The 20,392-nt window shown below is 35.8% G+C and carries 17 protein-coding genes; 15 read left to right on the top strand and 2 right to left on the bottom strand.

What is annotated here, in order from left to right:
- Positions 1-78 precede the first annotated feature (78 nt).
- The 13 genes from BUR19_RS08605 to BUR19_RS08540 all read left to right on the top strand — a co-directional run bounded on the left by BUR19_RS08605 (position 79) and on the right by BUR19_RS08540 (position 17,642).
- Complete coding sequence (locus BUR19_RS08605) at positions 79-2,208, top strand: TonB-dependent receptor plug domain-containing protein (RefSeq protein WP_074235611.1); 2,130 nt, start codon at positions 79-81, stop codon at positions 2,206-2,208.
- Positions 2,209-2,219: 11 nt separating this feature from the next.
- The gene (locus tag BUR19_RS08600) at positions 2,220-3,326 is read left to right on the top strand and encodes an HmuY family protein (RefSeq protein ID WP_074234828.1); all 1,107 of its coding nucleotides are present in this window, start codon (positions 2,220-2,222) and stop codon (positions 3,324-3,326) included.
- 18 nt (positions 3,327-3,344) lie between these two features.
- Positions 3,345-4,226, top strand: coding sequence for a heme/hemin ABC transporter substrate-binding protein (locus BUR19_RS08595; RefSeq protein ID WP_074234827.1), 882 nt, complete (start codon positions 3,345-3,347; stop codon positions 4,224-4,226).
- Between the two features lie 137 nt (positions 4,227-4,363).
- On the top strand, positions 4,364-5,404 hold the full coding sequence (locus BUR19_RS08590; RefSeq protein ID WP_074234826.1) for a FecCD family ABC transporter permease: 1,041 nt from the start codon (positions 4,364-4,366) through the stop codon (positions 5,402-5,404).
- The gene (locus BUR19_RS08585; RefSeq protein WP_074234824.1) at positions 5,401-6,177 is read left to right on the top strand and encodes a heme ABC transporter ATP-binding protein; all 777 of its coding nucleotides are present in this window, start codon (positions 5,401-5,403) and stop codon (positions 6,175-6,177) included. Before BUR19_RS08590 ends, BUR19_RS08585 begins: the two co-directional genes overlap by 4 nt.
- A 124-nt stretch (positions 6,178-6,301) precedes the next feature.
- On the top strand, positions 6,302-6,946 hold the full coding sequence (locus BUR19_RS08580; protein WP_074234822.1) for a class I SAM-dependent methyltransferase: 645 nt from the start codon (positions 6,302-6,304) through the stop codon (positions 6,944-6,946).
- Between the two features lie 129 nt (positions 6,947-7,075).
- Entirely contained in the window at positions 7,076-8,098 is a 1,023-nt protein-coding gene (locus BUR19_RS08575; protein WP_074234820.1) for a hemin-degrading factor, read from the top strand.
- A gap of 267 nt (positions 8,099-8,365) precedes the next feature.
- A complete protein-coding gene (locus BUR19_RS08570) occupies positions 8,366-9,043 on the top strand; it encodes a response regulator transcription factor (protein WP_074234818.1) in 678 nt (225 codons plus the stop codon).
- Positions 9,044-9,181: 138 nt separating this feature from the next.
- A complete protein-coding gene (locus BUR19_RS08565; protein ID WP_245799045.1) occupies positions 9,182-10,483 on the top strand; it encodes a HAMP domain-containing sensor histidine kinase in 1,302 nt (433 codons plus the stop codon).
- A gap of 346 nt (positions 10,484-10,829) precedes the next feature.
- Positions 10,830-12,077 (top strand): TolC family protein, encoded by a 1,248-nt coding sequence (locus BUR19_RS08560; RefSeq protein WP_175565887.1) that lies wholly within the window; start codon positions 10,830-10,832, stop codon positions 12,075-12,077.
- Complete coding sequence (locus BUR19_RS08555; protein ID WP_245799044.1) at positions 12,077-13,201, top strand: efflux RND transporter periplasmic adaptor subunit; 1,125 nt, start codon at positions 12,077-12,079, stop codon at positions 13,199-13,201. The genes BUR19_RS08560 and BUR19_RS08555 overlap by 1 nt, the downstream gene beginning before the upstream one ends.
- Positions 13,202-13,415: 214 nt before the next feature.
- Positions 13,416-16,514, top strand: coding sequence for an efflux RND transporter permease subunit (locus BUR19_RS08550; RefSeq protein WP_074234814.1), 3,099 nt, complete (start codon positions 13,416-13,418; stop codon positions 16,512-16,514).
- Between the two features lie 495 nt (positions 16,515-17,009).
- A complete protein-coding gene (locus tag BUR19_RS08540) occupies positions 17,010-17,642 on the top strand; it encodes a peptide deformylase (RefSeq protein ID WP_083600708.1) in 633 nt (210 codons plus the stop codon).
- 3 nt (positions 17,643-17,645) lie between these two features.
- Here BUR19_RS08540 and BUR19_RS08535 read toward each other — a convergent pair whose 3' ends face one another.
- Positions 17,646-18,011 carry a winged helix-turn-helix transcriptional regulator gene (locus BUR19_RS08535; protein WP_074234810.1) on the bottom strand — a complete coding sequence of 122 codons (366 nt, stop codon included), beginning with the start codon at positions 18,009-18,011 and terminating at the stop codon, positions 17,646-17,648.
- A 229-nt stretch (positions 18,012-18,240) separates the two neighbouring features.
- On the opposite strand from BUR19_RS08535, the gene BUR19_RS08530 reads away from it, so the two are divergent.
- Both BUR19_RS08530 and BUR19_RS08525 read left to right on the top strand, forming a co-directional pair.
- On the top strand, positions 18,241-19,158 hold the full coding sequence (locus BUR19_RS08530; protein ID WP_074235607.1) for a DsbA family protein: 918 nt from the start codon (positions 18,241-18,243) through the stop codon (positions 19,156-19,158).
- A 132-nt stretch (positions 19,159-19,290) separates the two neighbouring features.
- Complete coding sequence (locus tag BUR19_RS08525) at positions 19,291-19,635, top strand: phage holin family protein (protein ID WP_074234808.1); 345 nt, start codon at positions 19,291-19,293, stop codon at positions 19,633-19,635.
- Positions 19,636-19,688: 53 nt separating this feature from the next.
- On the opposite strand, the gene BUR19_RS08520 is transcribed toward BUR19_RS08525, so the two are convergent.
- Complete coding sequence (locus BUR19_RS08520; protein ID WP_074234806.1) at positions 19,689-20,276, bottom strand: Crp/Fnr family transcriptional regulator; 588 nt, start codon at positions 20,274-20,276, stop codon at positions 19,689-19,691.
- Positions 20,277-20,392: the final 116 nt, after the last annotated feature.

The following is a 20,392-nucleotide window of genomic DNA, read 5'->3' as shown; positions in this document are numbered from 1 at the left end:
TTAGAATTATTCTACAAAAGTACAAAATTGTTTTTAATGATTCTAAATAAAATCTTATCTTCGCAAAAATTTTTTTCAATGAAGAAGCGAACGATGAGCCTTTTATCATTAGCGATTTTGAATTTTGCATATGCACAAAAGGATACTCTTAATCAAAAAAATATTGAAGAAGTCGTCATTACTGGACAATATACTCCCCAGTCTATCAATAAATCTATTTATAAAGTAGAAATAATAGATGCAATCCAAATCAAAAATATGGCTGCTACAAATGTGGCAGATGTCCTTAACCAAAATCTAAACATTTTGATTACCCCCAATTCTAGTTCTGGAGATTCTAATGCAAATATTATGGGACTCAGCGGGGAATATACAAAGATATTGATTGATAATATTCCTGTAGTTAGCGATAAAGGAATGGGGAATTTGGTAGATCTTACAAAAATTAATGTCAATAATATAGAGCGAATAGAAATTGTAAAAGGTGCTATGGGCGTAGAATATGGTAATAATGCAATGGCAGGTGTTATCAATATTATTACTAAAAAAAATTATCAAAAAAAGGTTACTATCAATGCTTCTCTTCAAGAAGAAACTGTTGGTAAGGATTATGATTGGAAGAAGAAAGGCTATGGAAGGCATATTCAAAGTCTTAATTTAGGTTACCGGATTTCCGATTCATTCACATTAACAGCCGATATTAACCATAATGATTTTCAAGGTTTTGAAGGGACTCAAAAGGGCTATAAATTCTTTGACGAAACAACTAATGGCCAGCGTGGTTATGAATGGCAACCAAAAGATCTGTTAATTGCTAATGCTGCACTCCGGTATTCTAAAAAAAATACTTCCATTTTTTATAAAGTCAATTTCTTAAATGAAGATATTGATTATTACAATCCTAAAACAGATGTATTGGCTTTTTCCGGTGGACAGAGAACTTTTACAGCAGAAGACAGAGAGTATAACTCTACAAGATGGATTCATCAGTTAAATATTTTGACAAAACTGGGATCTAGAATCAATTATAACGGAGATTTCTCTTATCAAATACAGGAAAGAGATTACACTAAAAAAATATATGATGTACCAAATAGGTATGTTAGATCTGAAAGTCCAAAAAGAACCTTCTATAAGTCGGAGGTTTTATATTCAAGAGGGATGTTCAGTAATTTTTTAGATAATGATAAAATCAATTTCCAAATAGGTTATGAGTTAGATAATACAAAAGGATTTGCAGATTCTGAAACTTTTGAATTCAATAATAATGGTAAAAGTGTTAACCGATCTATTTTCAATTATGCAAATTTCTTGTCTGCAGAATGGAATCCTTTGAAATGGCTGTCTTTCCGTCCTGGAGTAAGGTTAACGGTAAGTAATAAATTTGACAGGCAATATAATTATTCATTAACAACAAGGTTCTCTACCACAGATAAATCAAATATCAGATTAATATTAGGTTCTGCAAATCGTTTTCCGGTTTATGATGAACTTTACACTTACGTTGTTGATAATAATCATGACATTAGAGGTAACGAAAATTTAAAACCTGAAACAGGTTATTCTGGTGGTGTTTCTTGGGACTTTGCAACTACTAATTCTAATTCTTGGAGAATGAATGTAGGTCTAAGTGGAATATATATGGATGTGAAAGATCGTATCGAAAGTGTTATTGTTAGCAACAGTCCGTTAAAGTACACCTATTTGAATGTTGATAATTATAAATCAATTATCCTGGGAGCAAGTTTCAATGCAAGAAAAGATAATTTCTCATTCAATGCTGGTGTATCAACATTAGGCGTTTCTCAACTTTTGAATACTGGTAATGCTACATCCAATGATGATTTTAATTACTATGTGGAAGCTAACGTAAGTGCAAATTATACATTACCAAAAGCCAATACCATATTTGCATTGTACTACAAATATACAGGTAAAAGAAAACTTTATACACTAGAATCTGATGGCGCTTCTGATACAGGACATTACGTATTAGGTGATATTGGCGATTTTAATATGCTGAATTTTACTGTAAGTCAACCTTTTTTCAATAATCATTTTGAATTAAGCCTTGGAGTGAAAAATATTTTTGATGTTACCAGTATTAGAAATACTGCACAATCTGGTGATGGTCATAATGCTGCAACAGATTTGCAGAACTTATTTTATGGTAGAAGTTATTTTGCCAGAATTAATTATAATTTTTAAAATTTAAAGAAATGAAAAAATTATTATTCTTATTAATATCAACATCTTTCATTTTTCAATCTTGTCTTAGAGATAACGAAGATCCAGTTGCCGTTTCTCCTATTATAGGTAAGATTGACAGTGCTGATGTTGGAGGAGCAAGTGAACCTAACCAAGTCTGGTATGATCTAAGTTCAGGAGATAAAACTTTAAATAAGAGAACAGATTGGGATTTGGCTTTCTATTCTGGAGATGAGTTTAAGGTTATTATTAATTCTTCAATTATGATGGCTGCAGGCAAAATACCCAATGTCACAGATATTAATCAGGTAAAAGAATCTGATGTTGCTACACTTAAAACTAAAGTTCAGGTAGCTAATTTTGATCCGAATAATGTTACTTATATAGATGATGTTAAAGGTAATTTTCCAACTAGTTATACTGCAATTGAAGAGGTTAAGGTTGTAGATTCAGACAATGCTGTGTATCTGGTCAATATGGGTAAAAATATTTACACAGGTTCTATTCCAATTGGATCAGTTACTACTGGCGGAACAGATAGAGGATGGATGAAGTTACAGATTGTTAGGAATGGAAGTTCAGCTTACAAAATCAAGTATGCAAATATTGGAGAGACAACGTACAAAGAGTATATCATAAATAAAAATACAGATTACAATTTCAATTATTTTAGTATGACGGATAATAAAGAAGTTGTTATTCAGCCTCAAAAACAAAAATGGGATCTATGTTTCACTGTCTTTACAAATGTCATAGAAGGTGCCGGTACTTACATTTATGCAGATTTTGTGACAGATAATATTGTAGGCGGATCAGCTTCTTACCAAGTTACAATTCCTGCTGGGACACCAGCGTCAGACTATTATAATAACTTCACAGCTGCTGATATAGATATTTCAAAATTCGATCATACCGATCAAAGAGCAATTGGAGCTAATTGGAGAAATCCTGTTGGTACAAACGGATTAGAAGTATATGGTGATAGATTTTATGTTGTAAAAGATCCTGAAGGTTTTTACTTTAAGTTAAGATTCACCAGAATGACAAAAACAAAAACAGACCAATATGGAGAAGCTGGTGAAAGAGGCTTTCCACAATTCGAATACAAACCACTTTAACCAAATCAAAATAAACATATGAAAAATATTAAAATAGCTGTTTTGTCAGTACTTCTTTTAGCCGGATTTTCTTGTAAAAAAGAAGATTCTAAAGTTGCAAAAGCAGAAGAAACTAAAGCAGAAGCTCCAGTTTCTAATCAAAGAATAGTAAGCATCAGTGGTGGTGTTACAGAGATTGTAGCTGCATTGGGCCACGAGAAAGAGATTGTTGGAATTGATGTTACAAGCACATATCCGGAAAGTTTGAAAACTACTGCAGAGGAATTGGGTCACGTTCGTTCTATGACTATTGAACCAATTATGAAACTTAATCCAACATTGATTCTTGCTTCTGATAAAGATATCAATCCTGATTTGCTAGAAAAAATTAAAGCGTCAAAAATCCAAACTGAGTTATTCAATCAAGAGTTTTCAATTGACGGAACCAAGAAATTGATTGACCAAGTGGCGAAAGCTTTAGGAAATACAAACCAGCAGGCATTATTGGACAAAATTGATGCAGATGTAAAACAAATCCAGCCAATTGCCAAAAAGCCAAAAGTTCTTTTTATCTACGCTAGAGGAAATATGATGATGGTTGGCGGAAAAAATACACCAATGGCAAGTATTATTGAGATTGCAGGAGGGCAAAACGCAGCAAATGATTTCGAAGATTTTAAACCATTGACACCGGAAGCAGTTGTACAATCTAATCCTGATGTACTATTGTTCTTCACAAGCGGTTTGCAAAGTTCAGGTGGAATAGAAAGTGCTCTTAAAATGCCAGGCGTTCCTCAAACCAATGCAGGTAAAAACAAAAAAATAATTGCATTGGACGGCGGATTATTATCTTCTTTCGGACCAAGAGTTGGAGAAGCTGCATTAAGCCTCAACAAACTTTTAATCGAGTCTTCAAAATAATCAAAACAACGAACCCTTCGGGTTCAATTTGAATAGCCATAGGTAAAACCTATGGAAAACAATGTAAAATAAAACAGAGCCCAAAGGGTTCAATATTAATAACCATAGGCCAAACCTATGGAAGAAAAATTGATATTTTGAAATCAAAAAGTCTTACATTTTACGCCATTATCGGTATTATTTTATTAATACTGATGATGGTTTTAGCTTTAAATATCGGAGTTTACGATTTTGGTAATTCCTCTTCTTACGAAGTGTTATGGAAGTTTTTAACCAGCGATTCTTCATTATCATTAAGTGAAAAATATGTGATCTGGGAAGTCCGAACTTCAAGAATTGTAATGGCAGTTTTAATAGGAAGTATGTTAGCGGTTTCCGGAACTACTTTGCAAGGGATGTTCAAAAATCCTTTAGCAACTGGAGAATCGATTGGTTTAACATCGGGAGCCACTTTGTTAGCAGCAATCGCAATCATTCTCGGACATACTTTTGAACAATATCTTCCGGAAATCATAAGAAATTCCTTAGTCGGCGTTTCTGCATTTGTCGGAGCATTTTTAGCAATGATTATTGTTTATAGAATTTCAACAAGCGCAGGAAAAACAAATGTTGTAATGATGTTACTTTCCGGAGTTGCCATTACATCTATTGGTTTTTCATTTGTAGGATTTTTGATTTACATTTCAAAAGACGAACAGCTCAGAGACTTAACATTCTGGAATTTAGGAAGTTTAGCAGGTGCAACTTGGACAAGAAACATTATCTTATCAATTGTCTTACTATTTTCGTACATCATTATTTTACCAAAAGGAAAAGCACTGAATGCAATGTTACTGGGCGAAAAAGATGCACAGCATTTGGGAATCAATGTTGAGACTTTGAAAAAACAAATCGTATTGATAACCTCATTAATGATAGGAACTTGCGTCGCATTTTCCGGTACAATCGGTTTTGTGGGACTTATTGTCCCTTACATTTTGAGATTATTATTCCGTTCAGATTATCATTTCATTTTGCCGTTATCAGCGATTTGCGGAAGTATTTTGTTATTGCTTGCAGATACAATCAGTCGAACAATCGTTGCACCGTCAGAATTACCAATCGGAATTTTAACATCATTGATTGGAGGCCCAATTTTTATTGCGATTTTAATCAAATACAAAAACACTTTGAGATGATAAAAGGACACCAAATCAACTATCAAAGTCAGAACGTCAGCATCTTAAAAGGGGTTGATATCAAGGTCGGTTACGGCGAATTTCTGGCGATTGTTGGTCCAAATGGAGCAGGGAAGTCAAGTCTGTTAAATGTCCTGGCCAACGAAATCAGAACCGATAAAAAGCAAGAGATATTCTTCAAAGACAAAATAATTTACGACTGGAAACTCGAAGAATTATCAAAACATAAAGCTAAATTTTCCCAGCACAATGCTCAGGATATTCCGCTTTTGGTGAAAGATGTTGTGATGATGGGGCGTTATCCTTACTTCGGTTCTCAGCCGACTTTGGAAGATATAAAATCGACGGAAATTGCTATGGTGGAAACCGAGATTATTCATTTTCGAGAAAGAGATTACAACTCGCTTTCTGGCGGTGAAAAGCAGAGGGTTCATTTGGCGAGAGTTCTTTCTCAGTTGGATAACGAGATTGCACACAGGCTTTTGTTTTTGGACGAACCACTCAATAATCTGGACATCAAACACCAGCACAATACATTAGAATTAATTAAAAAATTTACTCAAAATAATAACACCGCAGTCGTTGTTTTGCACGATTTGAATTTAGCCGCAAGTTTTGCAGACAAAATTCTGTTGATGGAAAAAGGCGAAGTTTTAGCTTACGGTGCTCCGGAAGAGGTTTTTACGGAGGAGAAAATCAGCCGTGCTTACAACTTTCCGTGTACCATTTGCAAACATCCGGTCAATGACAGCACAATGATTTTATTTGGTTAAAAAACTAAAAACGGATTAATTATGGCAGCTTAATCCGCCCTCCGTTCCCGCTATCCGCTTTCAGCGGATGAGCTCCACTCAGGTCGGGCTGCGTAAGATTCTCTGTTATAATAAAAACTAAAAAATGACAGAACAAGAACTCAAAATATTAGCACAACAATTATCCAATCCGGAAGGAGAAACCGGAAAGGAAGTTGCGAAAATGATGAACGAGACTAACATTTCGATGACAAAAGAAAGCATCAAAGCTTTGTATTTGACGGACAACGAAAGCATTTTGGAACTCGGTCACGGCAATGCAGGACATTTGTCTTATCTTTTGGATTTTGCAGAAAATATCCAATACACAGGGTTAGAAATTTCTGAAACAATGAAATCCGAAGCGGAAAGTCTCAATTCGAAATATCTTTCTCAAGCCAATTTTCAATTATATGACGGAAACAAAATTCCTTTTGAGAACGAAAGTTTTGATAAGGTGATGACTGTCAATACAATTTATTTCTGGGAAAATCCGGTGGAGTTCTTTAATGAAATTTACAGAGTTTTAAAGAAAGACGGAAGTTTTGTTCTAACATTTGCGAAGAAAGACTTTATGAAAAACCTGCCTTTCACAGCGGATTTCAAGCTTTACAATTACGAAGATGTGGAAGAATTAGTCGCACAAACCAATTTCAAAAGAATGATTCGCTCCGATAAAGAAGAATGGATAACAAGCAAAACCGGAACATTTGTAAAAAGAGAATACAAGGTTCTAACAATCAAAAAGTAGATTTTATTTTCAACTTTTCTAAGCGATAGCTCCTTTGTGAACCTTAAAACAGTTAGAAATAAAAAATCTTTGTGCACTTTGTGTTAAAAAAAAATCATTTTAAAATAAACAATCAAAAAACAAATCAATATGAGTACATTAATAAACGATTTAAAGACAAAATGGGAAGCTTTGAAAGCAGAAAATCCACATCTTAGAATAAGAAACGCTGCAGAACAATTAGGCGTGAGCGAAGCAGAACTTTTAGCTACAAACATTGGCAATGGGGTAACGGTTCTTAAACCAGAATTTGCTTCGCTTTTACAAGAAGTTGTAAAGCTTGACAAAGTAATGGCTTTGACAAGAAACGACGAATGCGTTCACGAAAGAAAAGGCGTTTATTTGAATCCGGATTTCAGCAATCCTCACGGACAGGTTTTCGTAGGAGAGGACATCGATTTGAGAATCTTTATCAACTCTTGGAAATTCGGTTTTTCGGTTGTTGAAGGCGATAGAAAAAGCTTCCAATTCTTCGGAAAAGACGGATTGGCACTTCATAAAATCTATTTGACAAACAAAAGCAATGAAGCAGAATTTGATGCTTTAACGGAGAAATATAAAGCTGACGAACAGTCTGCGGAAATCGTAACAGAACCAATTGCTCCAAAACCGGCAGAAAAAGCAGATTCTGAAATTGATGTAGCAGGTTTTCAACAGGCTTGGAAAGATTTACAAGATACACACGATTTCTTTATGATGACTAAAAAATTTGGGGTTAGCAGAACTCAGGCTTTGAGATTGGCTCCGGAAGGTTTTGCTCAGAAAATCGATAATTCTAAGGTTGTGAATGTTTTAGAAGATGCTTCTGAGAAACACATTCCGATTATGGTTTTTGTTGGAAACAGAGGAATTATTCAGATTCACACCGGCGAAGTTAAAAAGACGCTTTGGCATCAGCAATGGTTCAACGTAATGGATCCGGATTTCAATCTGCATCTTGACACAACCAAAATTGGTGAAACCTGGATCACGAAAAAACCAACGGAAGATGGCGAAGTAACTTCGGTGGAAGTGTTCAATAAAGAAGGTGAATTTATCGTTCAGTTCTTTGGAAAAAGAAAGCCGGGTAATCCAGAACTTCAGGAATGGAAGGACTTGGTTGCTGGTTTATAAATAAGAAATAATTATTATTGATCTGAGGTCGTTTTATAGTTTTAATTTACTTTAGAACGACTTATTTATTTTATTGATAATTAAAAAGTTGTTATTGTTTATTGCTATAATAAGTTTAAGTAAATATTTTAAAACGTAAAGATTTTCTCTATAGTACATTTGTTTAGTTTTCAAAGTTTATTAATTTATTTTAAATATAATTATTTTCTTTTTTACATTATTTCCCAATTTACTTTTCCCCATATTTGTAAAATAAATCATCACAAAATGCAGGCATTACTTTTAGAAGACGATGCTGTCTTGTCTTCAGAAATTGCACTTTTCCTTGAGTCCAAATCTATCAAAACTGATAAGGCGGAAGATGGCGAAAAGTTCCTTGAAATATTTTCCAAGAAATCTTACGACGTTTTTCTTTTGGATATTAATGTTCCGAAAATCAACGGGTTGGAAATTTGTAAAACCATTCGAGAAACCAATTCCGAAACGCCAATTATCATTATCTCTGCCTATGACGGAATCGAGGAGAAGAAAGAAGCGTTCTTGAGAGCGGCTGATGATTATCTCGTAAAACCATTTTTGTTGGAAGAATTGTTATTGAGAATCAATTCTCAAATGAGAAGGCTGACACCAAAAACGGAAGAGAAAGAAAAAATTGTCGTAGAAGATTTGATTATATATCCGGAAGATAGTAAAGTTTTCCGTTCCGGAGAAGAAATTAATCTGACAGTAAAAGAGTTTCAATTACTGGTTTTATTAGCAAGAGCTAATGGTAGAACACTTTCTAAGCAATATATCTCCGATGAAGTTTGGAAAAATCAATTCCAATCAACAAATAATGCCATCGAAGTTTACATCAACTTTCTGAGAAAGAAAATTGATAAAAACTTTAAAACAAAATTGATTCATACGAGACCTGGCTTTGGATATTATTTAAGTCCATTATAGGAGTAGAGAGTTTTATAATTATAACACTCAAACAGCAATCAATTATCATTTATCACTAATCATTCATAATAATTTATGTCTCTGAAACGTAGAATAGCAATAAGTATAAGCATAGCATTTTCCTTAATTTTTGGGATTATGATGTTTATTGTGTACGTTTCTTTCAATGATTTTAGAAAAGATGAGTTTAAGGAACGTTTCCAGAAACGTTTGGTTTTCACGGTTAATTTTATTGAGAAATCCGGCGATTTTGAAAAAGAAGCACCCATTTTCTTTGATGAGAACTCCGACAATGTTCTTTTGAACGAGAATATTATGATTTTCGGTTCTGATAAGGGTTTGGTTTATAGTACTTTGAAGGATAAAAAAATCACTTGGGATCAAAGTTTATTAGAACGTTTGGACAAACAAAAAACAATATATCAGGAAAATTCTGTCCCCGAAATTTATGCTGCTTTAAGAAAAATAAAAGGCGAAAATTATTATATTCTAACTAGTGCTCAGGATGTTACTGGCCAATCCAAGTTGGCTTTCCTGAAATATATGCTGATTTTTTCTTATATAGTCAGTATTTTACTGATTTGGTTTTTCAGTTATTACCTTGTTTCAAAATTTCTGGAACCTCTGGAAATTTTGAAGTCCGATATTTCTGATATAAGCGTTCACAAACTAACAACGCCCGTCATCGTCAAAAATTCCGAAGATGAAATTGGTGTTCTGGCAAAATCATTCAACCTGATGACCAGTCGATTGAATGACGTTTTCCAATCTCAAAAAGATTTCAATTCCAGCGCGGCACACGAGATGCGAACGCCGTTGACGAGGATGGCTTTTCAGTTAGAGAATTTGATTCAGTTGGAAAATCATTCGCCGAAAACCAAAACTACTTTGCAACAGATGTTGCAGGATGTACATCAGCTGTCAGACCTCACAAAATCATTGCTTTTATTATCGAAATTTGATAAAGAAGGCATCGCCACAGTTTACGAAGAAGTGAGAATCGACGAAGTTGTTTTCAATGCTTTTGAGACTGTTTATCGTAATTTTCCTGACTTCAAAATGGATTTCCAGATTGATGAAGAAAGCGTGGAAGATTCTATCTTGACGGTAAAAGGCGTCAAATCTTTGCTGGAAATCACGTTCATTAATTTGTTTAAAAATGCTGCTTTATATTCCGATAATCAGGAAGTTGATATCTCTATCAAGGAAACCGATTTTCGCATAATCGTCAAGGTATTTTCCATCGGTTCCGTGATCCCAGTTGACGAAAGAGATAAACTTTTCGAGGCCTTTATGCGTGGTAGTAATTCTCAAAATAAGACAGGCTCTGGCCTCGGTTTACGCATCGTAAAACGTATTCTGGAATATCATAAATCCGAAATTTCTTACACGTCCAATTCCGACAGAGAAAATCTTTTTACTGTTATTTTTAATAAGTAGAATAATTATTTGGGCAGCTATTTCCGCCTTCCGTTCCCGCTTTTTTTGCCAAGCTCTTCCCAATGCAAAAAAGAGCTCCACTCAAGTCGGGCTGCGACTTCCAGCTTCGAATCAACATTTGTTTATAAAAATACAATATTTGTCATTCTGAAAGAATCTAAACTGCTGAGATTCCTCAGGAATGACAATATTGCGTTTTAAATCTGCGAGAAAGTAATTTATCAAAATCTTTCATCTATACGTCTATTTTCTATCATCTCAAACAACAATTAAGCTTTTTTTAAGTCACATTTAAGTCCGTTTTAATCTCGGAAAGCCATTTTTGCAAAACCAAAACGAGATAAGAATGAACAAAATAACAACGCTGGTGTTATCCGTTTCGGCATTTGTATGTCTTTCCGGACAGCAACAGATGTCTCTTCAGGATTGCGAATTAGCATTTCAAAAAAACAACCTCCAACTTCTTGCCGCACAGTACAATATCAATATGGCAGACGCCGATATTATTCAGGCAAAAATCTGGGAACTTCCACAAATCGAAGGTTACGTGAATGCTGTAAATCCTCAGGACAAAAGAGTTTTTGATGTCACAAGAGCCAAGGGTGTAGAAATCACTCAACTGATTTATTTGGGAGGAAAAAAGAAAAACGAAATCCAATTCGCCAAATCAAATAAAGAACTATCGCAACTGCAATTCAGTCAATTGTTGGTGGATTTGAAAACGGAGTTAAGACAGACTTATTACAATCTGATTTATGAGCAAAAAAAGCAGATTAGCATACAGAATCAATTGAAATATATGAACGACCTCTTATCGGCTTACAAAACGCAGACAGACAAAGGGAATATTTCTCTGAAAGATTATGTTCGACTACAAAGTATTGTGATTCAGTTGAATAATGATAAAATTGAAATCAATAATAATATTTTGGCTTTCCAGCAAAAGATGAAAGTCCTGACAGGAAATCCGGAAAATATTTTACCCAATATACCCAAAGCTGAAGAGAATGAGATTCTTATTTCTCAACCTTTCGGAGATGTAGAAATCCTGAAAAACAAAGCTTTAGAAAACAATGCAGATTATCTCTATCAATTAAAATTGATTGATAACAGCAAGCTGTACGCCCAATGGCAAAAATCACTCAACATTCCAGATCTTAACCTTGGAGCCGAATATGACCAAGCTTCTGGCACCTTCAATAATGAAGTCAATCTGAAAATAGGAATCCCAATCCCGCTTTGGAAATCGAATAAAGGGAATGTTGAAAAAGCGAAATATGCGATTCAGCAAAACGAGAAAAACTTAGAATATCAAAAACTTAATCTCGAAACTCAGGTAGAATCGGCTTATCAAACCTGGAAAAATCAATACGACCAATATTACGAGTTGAAACCCGTAGATATGGAAAATCTGGACACAGTTTACAACGGAATTCTCAAAAACTTTCGAAGCGGGAACATCAGTTTGATGGATTTCACAGACTTTCTGGAAAGCTACAGACAAACTGTTTTGCAGGTTTACGAAATGAAAAAGCAGATTATGATTTCGGCTGAAGAAATCAATCAATTAGTACAAACCAAAATCTTTTATTAATGAAATCGAAGATTCACGAATTCAAAAATAAACAAAGTATGAGTAAAAATATTATTATTCCAATTATCCTCGCCATCAGTTTGTTTTCCTGCTCAAAAAAGGAAGAAACGGTGAAAGAAGAAGCAAAAGGTTTTGAATTGAGCCAAACGATGCTGAAGTCTACAACATTCGCTAAAGTGGAGAAAAAATTCATTGAGGATGAGTTCAGTTTCTATGGAAAAATCTCGGCAGATAAAAATACTTACATTGATATTTTCCCTTTGGTGGGCGGTAACGTGCTGAGCGTGAATGTGGAATTAGGCGATTATGTCCACAAAGGTCAGGTTTTGGCAACCATCAGAAGTACAGAATTGGCGGACGTTCAAAAAGACGTTAGCGATGCAAAAACCGATTTGCGTGTTGCAGAAAACAATCTGCGTGTTGCCAAAGAAATGTATGAAGGAAAACTGAACACAGAAAAGGACATCAGAGAAGCACAAGCCGATGTACAAAGAGCCAGAGATGCAGTTCGACGTTCCAACGATGTGAGCACCGTTTACAATGTGAAAAAAGGAAATATCTACAGTGTGATTTCGCCAATCAACGGTTACATTGTGCATAAAGACATTAATAAAGATATGGAACTCAGAAGCGACCGAAGCGAGAATATCTTTGATGTGGCGAATACCAAAAACGTCTGGGCAATAATGAACGTGAACGAGGCTGATATCGATAAAATCAACCTTGGAATGAAAGCTCAGGTTTCCACATTATCTTATCCTGACAAGGTTTTTTATGGTAAGATTGATAAGATTTTCAAAATCATTGACCCGTCTACCAATGCGATGCAGGCTAGAGTAGTGCTGGATAATACGCAAGGTTTGTTGATTCCGGAAAGTAAAGCAACCATCAGAGTATCGTCTGCGGAGAATGAAACGGCTTTAGCTATTCCGTCCAGCGCAGTAATTTTTGATGACAACCGGTATTTTGTAGTGGTTTACAAAACTCAGGCAGACATCAAAGTCAAAGAAATCAAAATCCTGAAACAGAATGCAGAAAATACCTACATCACGTCAGGACTTTCTGAAGGTGAAACCATTGTCACCACCAACCAACTGTTGATTTACCGCTCTTTGAATAATTAAGAAGAAGATAGATAATAGAGAAAAGATGAAAGACTAATAAGCACTTCATTTTTATCTCTAGAATTCCATTATTTCAGATTTCATACCAAAAATCCAAAAGGATTTTATATCAATAGCCATAGGAATACCCTTATGGACAGGAATCAACATATCATAAGAATCCAACGGATTCAATTTTAATAACCACAGTTTTACCTGTGATTAAATATAAAATATGAACAAATTCATCAAAAATATCATAGGATTTTCCCTCAAGAATAAAGCGTTCACATTCATTTGGGTTGCGATTTTGGCGGTTGCGGGATTCATCAGTTTCAAGAATATGCCGATTGAAGCATTTCCTGATGTAACCAATACCCAAATCGTCATCATCACGCAATGGAACGGGCGAAGTGCCGAAGAAGTAGAACGTTTCGTCACCACACCAATCGAGCTGGCAATGAGTCCGGTTCAGAAAAAGACCAGCGTCCGAAGTACCACAATGTTTGGACTCTCCATCGTCAAGATTTTGTTTGAAGATGGTGTGGACGATATTTTTGCGAGAAATATGGTCAACAACCAGCTCCGAACAGTGAGTTTACCGGAAGGCATTGACCCGGAAGTTCAGCCTCCGTACGGACCAACCGGCGAGATTTACCGTTACACCTTAGAAAGCAAAGACCGGGATTCCAGAGACCTTTTAACCTTACAAACTTGGGTAGTTGACAGAGCACTTCGAAGTGTTCCGGGCGTTGCCGATGTCAATGTTTTCGGTGGTCAGGACAAAGTTTTCGAGTTGAGCATCGACCCAAGAAAATTAGACAAATACAATCTTACACCTTCCGAAGTTCTGGAAGCCGTAACCAACAGCAACCTGAACGTCGGTGGCGATGTTATCGAGAAAAGCGGACAAGCTTATGTGGTTCGAGGAATTGGTTTGGTAAAATCGATTTCGGATATAGAAAATATTACCATTCACAGTGATGGCGGAAACCCGATTCTTGTAAAAAATGTGGCCGACGTTCACGAAGGTTCTATGCCACGTGTAGGTCAAGCTTCTTTGGATAATGAAGCGGACACGGTTGAAGGAATTGTGGTAATGAGAAAAGGCGAAAACGCACAGGAAGTTCTCCTTGCCGTTAAAGCTAAAATCGAAGAACTGAATACGAAGATTCTTCCCAAAGATGTGAAGATGAAAACCTTCTACGATCGCCAAAACCTGATGGATTTCACGACCAAAACTGTGATGCATAATCTTTTGGAAGGTATCATTTTGGTTACTGTGATTGTCCTTATTTTTATGGCAGACTGGCGAACGACTTTGATTGTTTCCATCATCATTCCATTATCATTATTATTTGCGTTTTTCTGTCTCAGAATGGCAGGAATGAGTGCCAATTTATTGTCATTGGGAGCCGTCGATTTTGGAATTATCATAGACGGAGCCGTCGTAATGGTCGAAGGATTATTCGTAATGCTCGACCACAAAGCCCACAAATACGGAATGGAACGTTTCAACAAAATGGCGAAAGCTGGTTGGATAAAACAAACCGGAACCGGACTCGGAAAAGCGATTTTCTTTTCAAAATTAATCATCATTACGTCACTTTTACCAATCTTTTCTTTCCAGAAAGTAGAAGGTAAAATGTTCTCGCCATTGGCATTTACATTAGGATTTGCATTGTTAGGTGCATTGATTTTTACACTGACCTTAGTTCCGGTAATGTCGCATTTACTATTAAAGAAAAATGTAAGAGAAAAGAACAACCCATTTGTGAATTTCTGGGATAAGAGTGTAATGAAAGGCTTTAAATTCACTTTTAGAAATAAAAAAATAAGTTTATTAGTTTCGACTGTAATTCTAGCTATTACATTATTCTCAGCTAAATTCCTTGGAACAGAGTTCCTACCTCAATTGAATGAAGGTTCGCTTTGGATTACTGCAGAAATGCCGATGAGTTCATCGCTTAAAGAATCTTTGAAAACAGCTGATGTCCTTAAAAAAGACATTATGAGCTTTTCAGAAGTGACTGGCGTTTTGGCTCAAACAGGTAGAAGTAATGACGGGACTGACCCAAATGGATTTGGATTTGTTCAGTTTGCGGTGAGTCTTCAACCTAAAGAAGAATGGAAAAGAAAAATCACTTACGATGAATTAATCGAGGAAATCGACAAAAAACTGAAGAATTATCAGGGAATTACATTTAACTATTCTCAACCAATTTCTGATAACGTGGCAGAAGCTGTTGCAGGTTTCAAAGCGGAAAACGGAATCAAAATCTATGGTGATAATCTTCATACATTAGACAGATTGGCGGAAGAAGTTCTGGCTTCTATCAAAGATGTAGATGGTGTTAAAGAACCGGGAATTATCAAAAATATTGGTCAACCGGAAATAAGTGTGGTTCTTGATAGAAATAAAATGGCGGCTTACGGTATTTTACCTGCCGATGCACAAGCAGTTTTGGAAATGGCTTTTGGAGGTAAAACAGCGTCCGAAATGTTTGATGGCGAAAGAAAATTCCCAATCAGACTTCGTTATGCAGAAGATTACAGAAAGAACGAAGAAGATATTGCTTCTCTGATGGTTCCGACGCAGGACGGTGCGAAAATTCCGTTGAAGGAAATCAGTACGATTGAAAAAGAAAATGGTGCTGCGTTTATTTACCGAGACGATATCAAACGTTATATCGGGGTTAAGTTTTCGATTCGCGACCGTGACCTTGGAGGAACGATTGCCGATGCTCAGAAAAAAGTGTCTAAAATTAAATTGCCGGACGGTTACTCGATTGGATGGACTGGGCAGTTTGAAAATCAGCAGCGTGCGACACAACGATTAGCTCAGGTGGTTCCTATCAGTATCCTGGGAATCTTCTTCCTGTTGTTTATCCTGTTTGGAAATATGAAAGATTCACTTTTGGTTTTGGCCAACGTTCCTTTTGCCTTGATTGGTGCTATCATCGCACTTCATTTGACGCATATGAATTTTGGGATTTCTGCCGGAGTTGGGATGATTGCCTTGATTGGGATTTGTATTCAAAATGGTGTGATTTTGATTTCGGAGTTTCACACCAATGTCAAGAATGGTTTGTCGTTAGATTCATCCATAATGGAAGGTGTGAAAGTAAGAACCAGACCGGTTGTGATGACGGCTTTGATGGCTTCGATTGGGTTACTTCCAGCGGCGCTTTCTACAGGAATTGGTTCTGAGTCTCAGAAACCTTTGGCTATAGTGATTATCGGCGGATTGATAACGGCAACCGTCCTTACACTTCTTATTTTCCCAATTATCTTTTGGATTTTCAACAGAAGAAAGAATGAGGTTATTAACTAACACTTCGAGAGCCTCAATATGACAGTTAAAATGCGAGATGTTTAATCAGAATTTGTCAGACCGAGGCTCTCGAAGCCATATAGAAAATTGAGTTATAGTTGTTACATTTTCTCTCTATTATTTGCGTTCCTCTAGGATTTTTCCAGAGGAACGTTTTGTTTGTCCTGAAGAAATTCAAAAAAGGTCTTGATGTTTTGATAAAAACAACTTGACCTTTTTGTGAAAACACCAAGTTGTTTTTAATGCCTTGCGCAAACGCTCTGTTCATCGGACTTTGCAAAGGTCATTTTTTGAATTTTTAATTAACTTCAATTTGGTTGTAAGTTGATTCGGATTTCTTGATTTCTACTTGGCGAAGCGCACCCCGACTTGAGCGGAAATCCTTTTTTGCCAACCTTCGAGTTCTATTTAGACTGAAATCGTCTGCAAAAAAGATTGGGAGCGGAAGGCGGATAAAGGTGCCCAAATTCTTATCTTTGATATTAAAATTAAACAATGCGGAATTTTACTTTCCTTTTATTACTTCTGATAGGCTTTCACGGGTTTTCTCAAAAATTTTCTAAAGAAGAAAAAGCGCTCATCCTGGCAGACGATGTGAAGACGGCACTGCCAATCTATCAAACGGATAACGAAGAGCAACACAGGGTTTTGCTAGCGCAATCAGAAGAGATTTCTCCAAAAGATAAAACATTGCCGATTTTGATTGAAAGAATGAGGTTGGCTTTGGCTGGAACTGGCGGTGGTGTTGGGATTGCGGCGCCTCAGGTTGGGATTAATAGGAGAGTGGTTTTGGTTCAGCGCTTTGATAAAACCGGACTTCCTGTGGAATATTTTATCAATCCGACAATCGTTTGGCGTTCGGAATTGTTGAACAAAGGTCCGGAAGGCGACCTTTCCATCGAGAATTTCCGGGATGCTTTCTATAGAAGTTATGCCATCCGTCTGGAATATTATGACCTTGAAAATAAGAAACACGACGAAATGGTGGAAGGCTTCACTGCTGTAATTTTTCAGCACGAGATAGACCACCTGTCGGGAATTTTGATTCCGGATAAATTGGAAAAAGAAAAGAATGAGTCTTATAAAAAACTGGAATTCTTTAAGAAAAGCAGTTCTACATCAAGATAGATTCTATTTGGTTTTGCCGTAAAGAGAAGCACGGTAGTTCATCCCGAAATTGGCAATTTCGTCTATGATTGGGGAAAGTGTTTTCCCGAATTCTGTGATTTGGTATTCTACTGTTACAGGTTTTGTGTTCAGCACGGTTCGGCTGATGAGATGGTTCATTTCCAGGTCTTGCAGTTCTTTGGAGAGCATTTTGGTTCCGATGCCTTCAACTTCCCGCAAAAGGTCCATAAATCTTAATTTATCACTTTGGAGCAATGTTCCTACGATATGGAATTTCCATTTTCCGGAGAGTAATTCCATTGTGTCTTTGATGGCTGTGATTCGGTTTTTGCAAATCGAAGTATTGTTGACTACAGGTTGTTTTTTCATTATCAATCTATTTCTTGACAAAGATAATTTTTCTCTGTTTAGTTTCTAACGGGAAAGTAGTTTCCAAAAAGAAACTGATAGCTAATGTAAACCGAAATCGATTTAAATTTGTTCCAATAAAACGAACCTAGAAATTATCCGAATGAGATTCTACAAAAACTTATTGGTTTTTAGTTTAGGAATGATGTCTTTTTCTGGCAACGGACAGACACCGAAAAATAGTAAAACAATGAACGAACAAACAAAGAACAATCCATTACTTTGCGATGCAGAAACAGGCGTTTGTGGACTTCCTGAAGTTGGAAATAATGATAATATCTCCATCGAGACCAAAGAAAAATCTGTTAAAGTCATCTATTTTACAGACCCAATCTGCTCTTCCTGCTGGGGAATAGAACCGCAGTTGAGAAAAATGAAACTGGAATATGGTAAAGAAATCGATGTAGAATATCATATGGGTGGACTTTTACCGGATTGGAGCTACAATAGCGGTGGAATCAGCAAACCTTCTGATGTTGCGCACCATTGGGATGAAGTAAGTGGATATTACGATATGCCGATTGATGGCGATGTATGGCTGGAAGACCCGCTAGATTCTTCTTATCCGCCTTCGATTGCTTTCAAGGCAGCTCAATTGCAGAGTAATGAAAAAGCGATTCTGTTTATGCGAGAACTGAGAGAATTCGTTTTCCTGAAAAAGAAAAATATCGCCAGATGGGAAAATATCGCTTTGGCAGCAAAGAAAGTCAATCTGGATGTTAATCAATTGAAATCTGACTACGAAGGAAAAGCAAAAACTCTTTTTGAAAATGATTTGAAGTTGGCAAGAGAACTTGGAGTAAGAGGTTTTCCGACTTTGTTCTTCGTGAATCCAAGAGGTGAAACTCAAACTGTTTACGGAACTAAACCTTATCCTTTCTACGAAACCGCAATTCTTACCGTCAATCCAAAAGCAACAAAAGCTGAGTTTGCGAAAGATTGGGAATCTCTCTTCAAGAAATATAATTCTCTTACAGCAAAAGAATTTGCTGAATTATCGGGCAAAAACAGAAAAGAAAGTGAAAGAATCTTGGACGAATTATCTTCTCAGAAAAAACTGGAAAAGTTTACGACCAAAAATGGTTCAATGTGGACGTTGATTAATTAGGCCTATTATCTTTTAGGAGTTGTTGCAAAACATTATGAGATTTTCTTGTAATGTTTTTTATTTTTATGGATAAAAGTCTAACTTAGGTCTGCTTTTTGAAGAGAAAATTCCAATCAATTAAACCTTAAAACTATGAACTTTATTATCCGTTTGCTGATAACTGCAATTTCAGCATTTTTACTCAGCAAAATCCTTTCAGGCGTCCATTTTGACAGCTTTGGTTCAACTATTATCTTCGCTATCGTTTTGGGATTACTGAATCTGATTGTCAAACCAATCTTGTCAATTTTATCATTACCTATTACGATTTTAACACTTGGATTATTTTCCTTCGTCATCAATGCATTAATTATCCTATTGGCGGCGTATGTTATGGGAAGTATGCAAGTCGATGGCTTCTGGTGGGCATTGCTGTTCAGTATTTTACTGTCGCTAGTGACATCAGCTTTCTCTACAATATTTGAAAGTAACGATTAAAAATAGAAAGAGCTTCAAGAAATTGAAACTCTTTTTTATTTGATTATAATAGTTTAAATCACTGTTTTTAAAATATTTCTTCGGACACGCGACAAGGTTTCTCTGGAAAGTCCCAGATAAGAAGCGACCATATGCAAAGGAACTCTATTGAAAATGTCAGGATATGTATTAATGAAATCCAGATATTTTTCTTCCGGACTGCTACTGATATTCATCAAAAGACGTTTATGAATCTCCATTGATTTTCTTGTCAAGATGTTTTCTACAAAAATATTGAGTTCAGGGATTTGTTCTCTTAGTTCAGCAAAATCATCAAGATTGAAGGCGAAAATTTCTGAAGTTTCCATTGCTTCGATATTAAGTTTTGAAGGTGTGTTGTTATAGAAACTTTCGGGGTCGGTTGTCCAAGACATTTCATTCACGAATTGGAGAATGTGTTCATTGCCATCTTCAGATATAGAATAATTTCTCAAAAGTCCTTTTGCAACAAAGATTTTCAGATTGCAGACTTCGCCTTGTTTACAAACGATTTCCTTGCGCTGAAGTTTTATTAATTGACTTTTATATAGAATGAAATCAAACTTTTCATCTGTAAAATCGGGAAGAACTTTATGAAAGTAATTTTTAAGAATCTCTGACATTTTCTAAACTGAAATTATAATTAAAATTAATTCTTTTTATTGAATTAATATAAAAATTGTGTCAAATGACCTCGTTTTTGAGATTGATTCAAAGCTAAATTTGTATTAGAAATTTT

It is taken from the genome of Epilithonimonas zeae, assembly GCF_900141765.1.
Classification (GTDB): domain Bacteria; phylum Bacteroidota; class Bacteroidia; order Flavobacteriales; family Weeksellaceae; genus Epilithonimonas; species Epilithonimonas zeae.
This window is presented reverse-complemented; position numbering and strand designations above follow the sequence as displayed.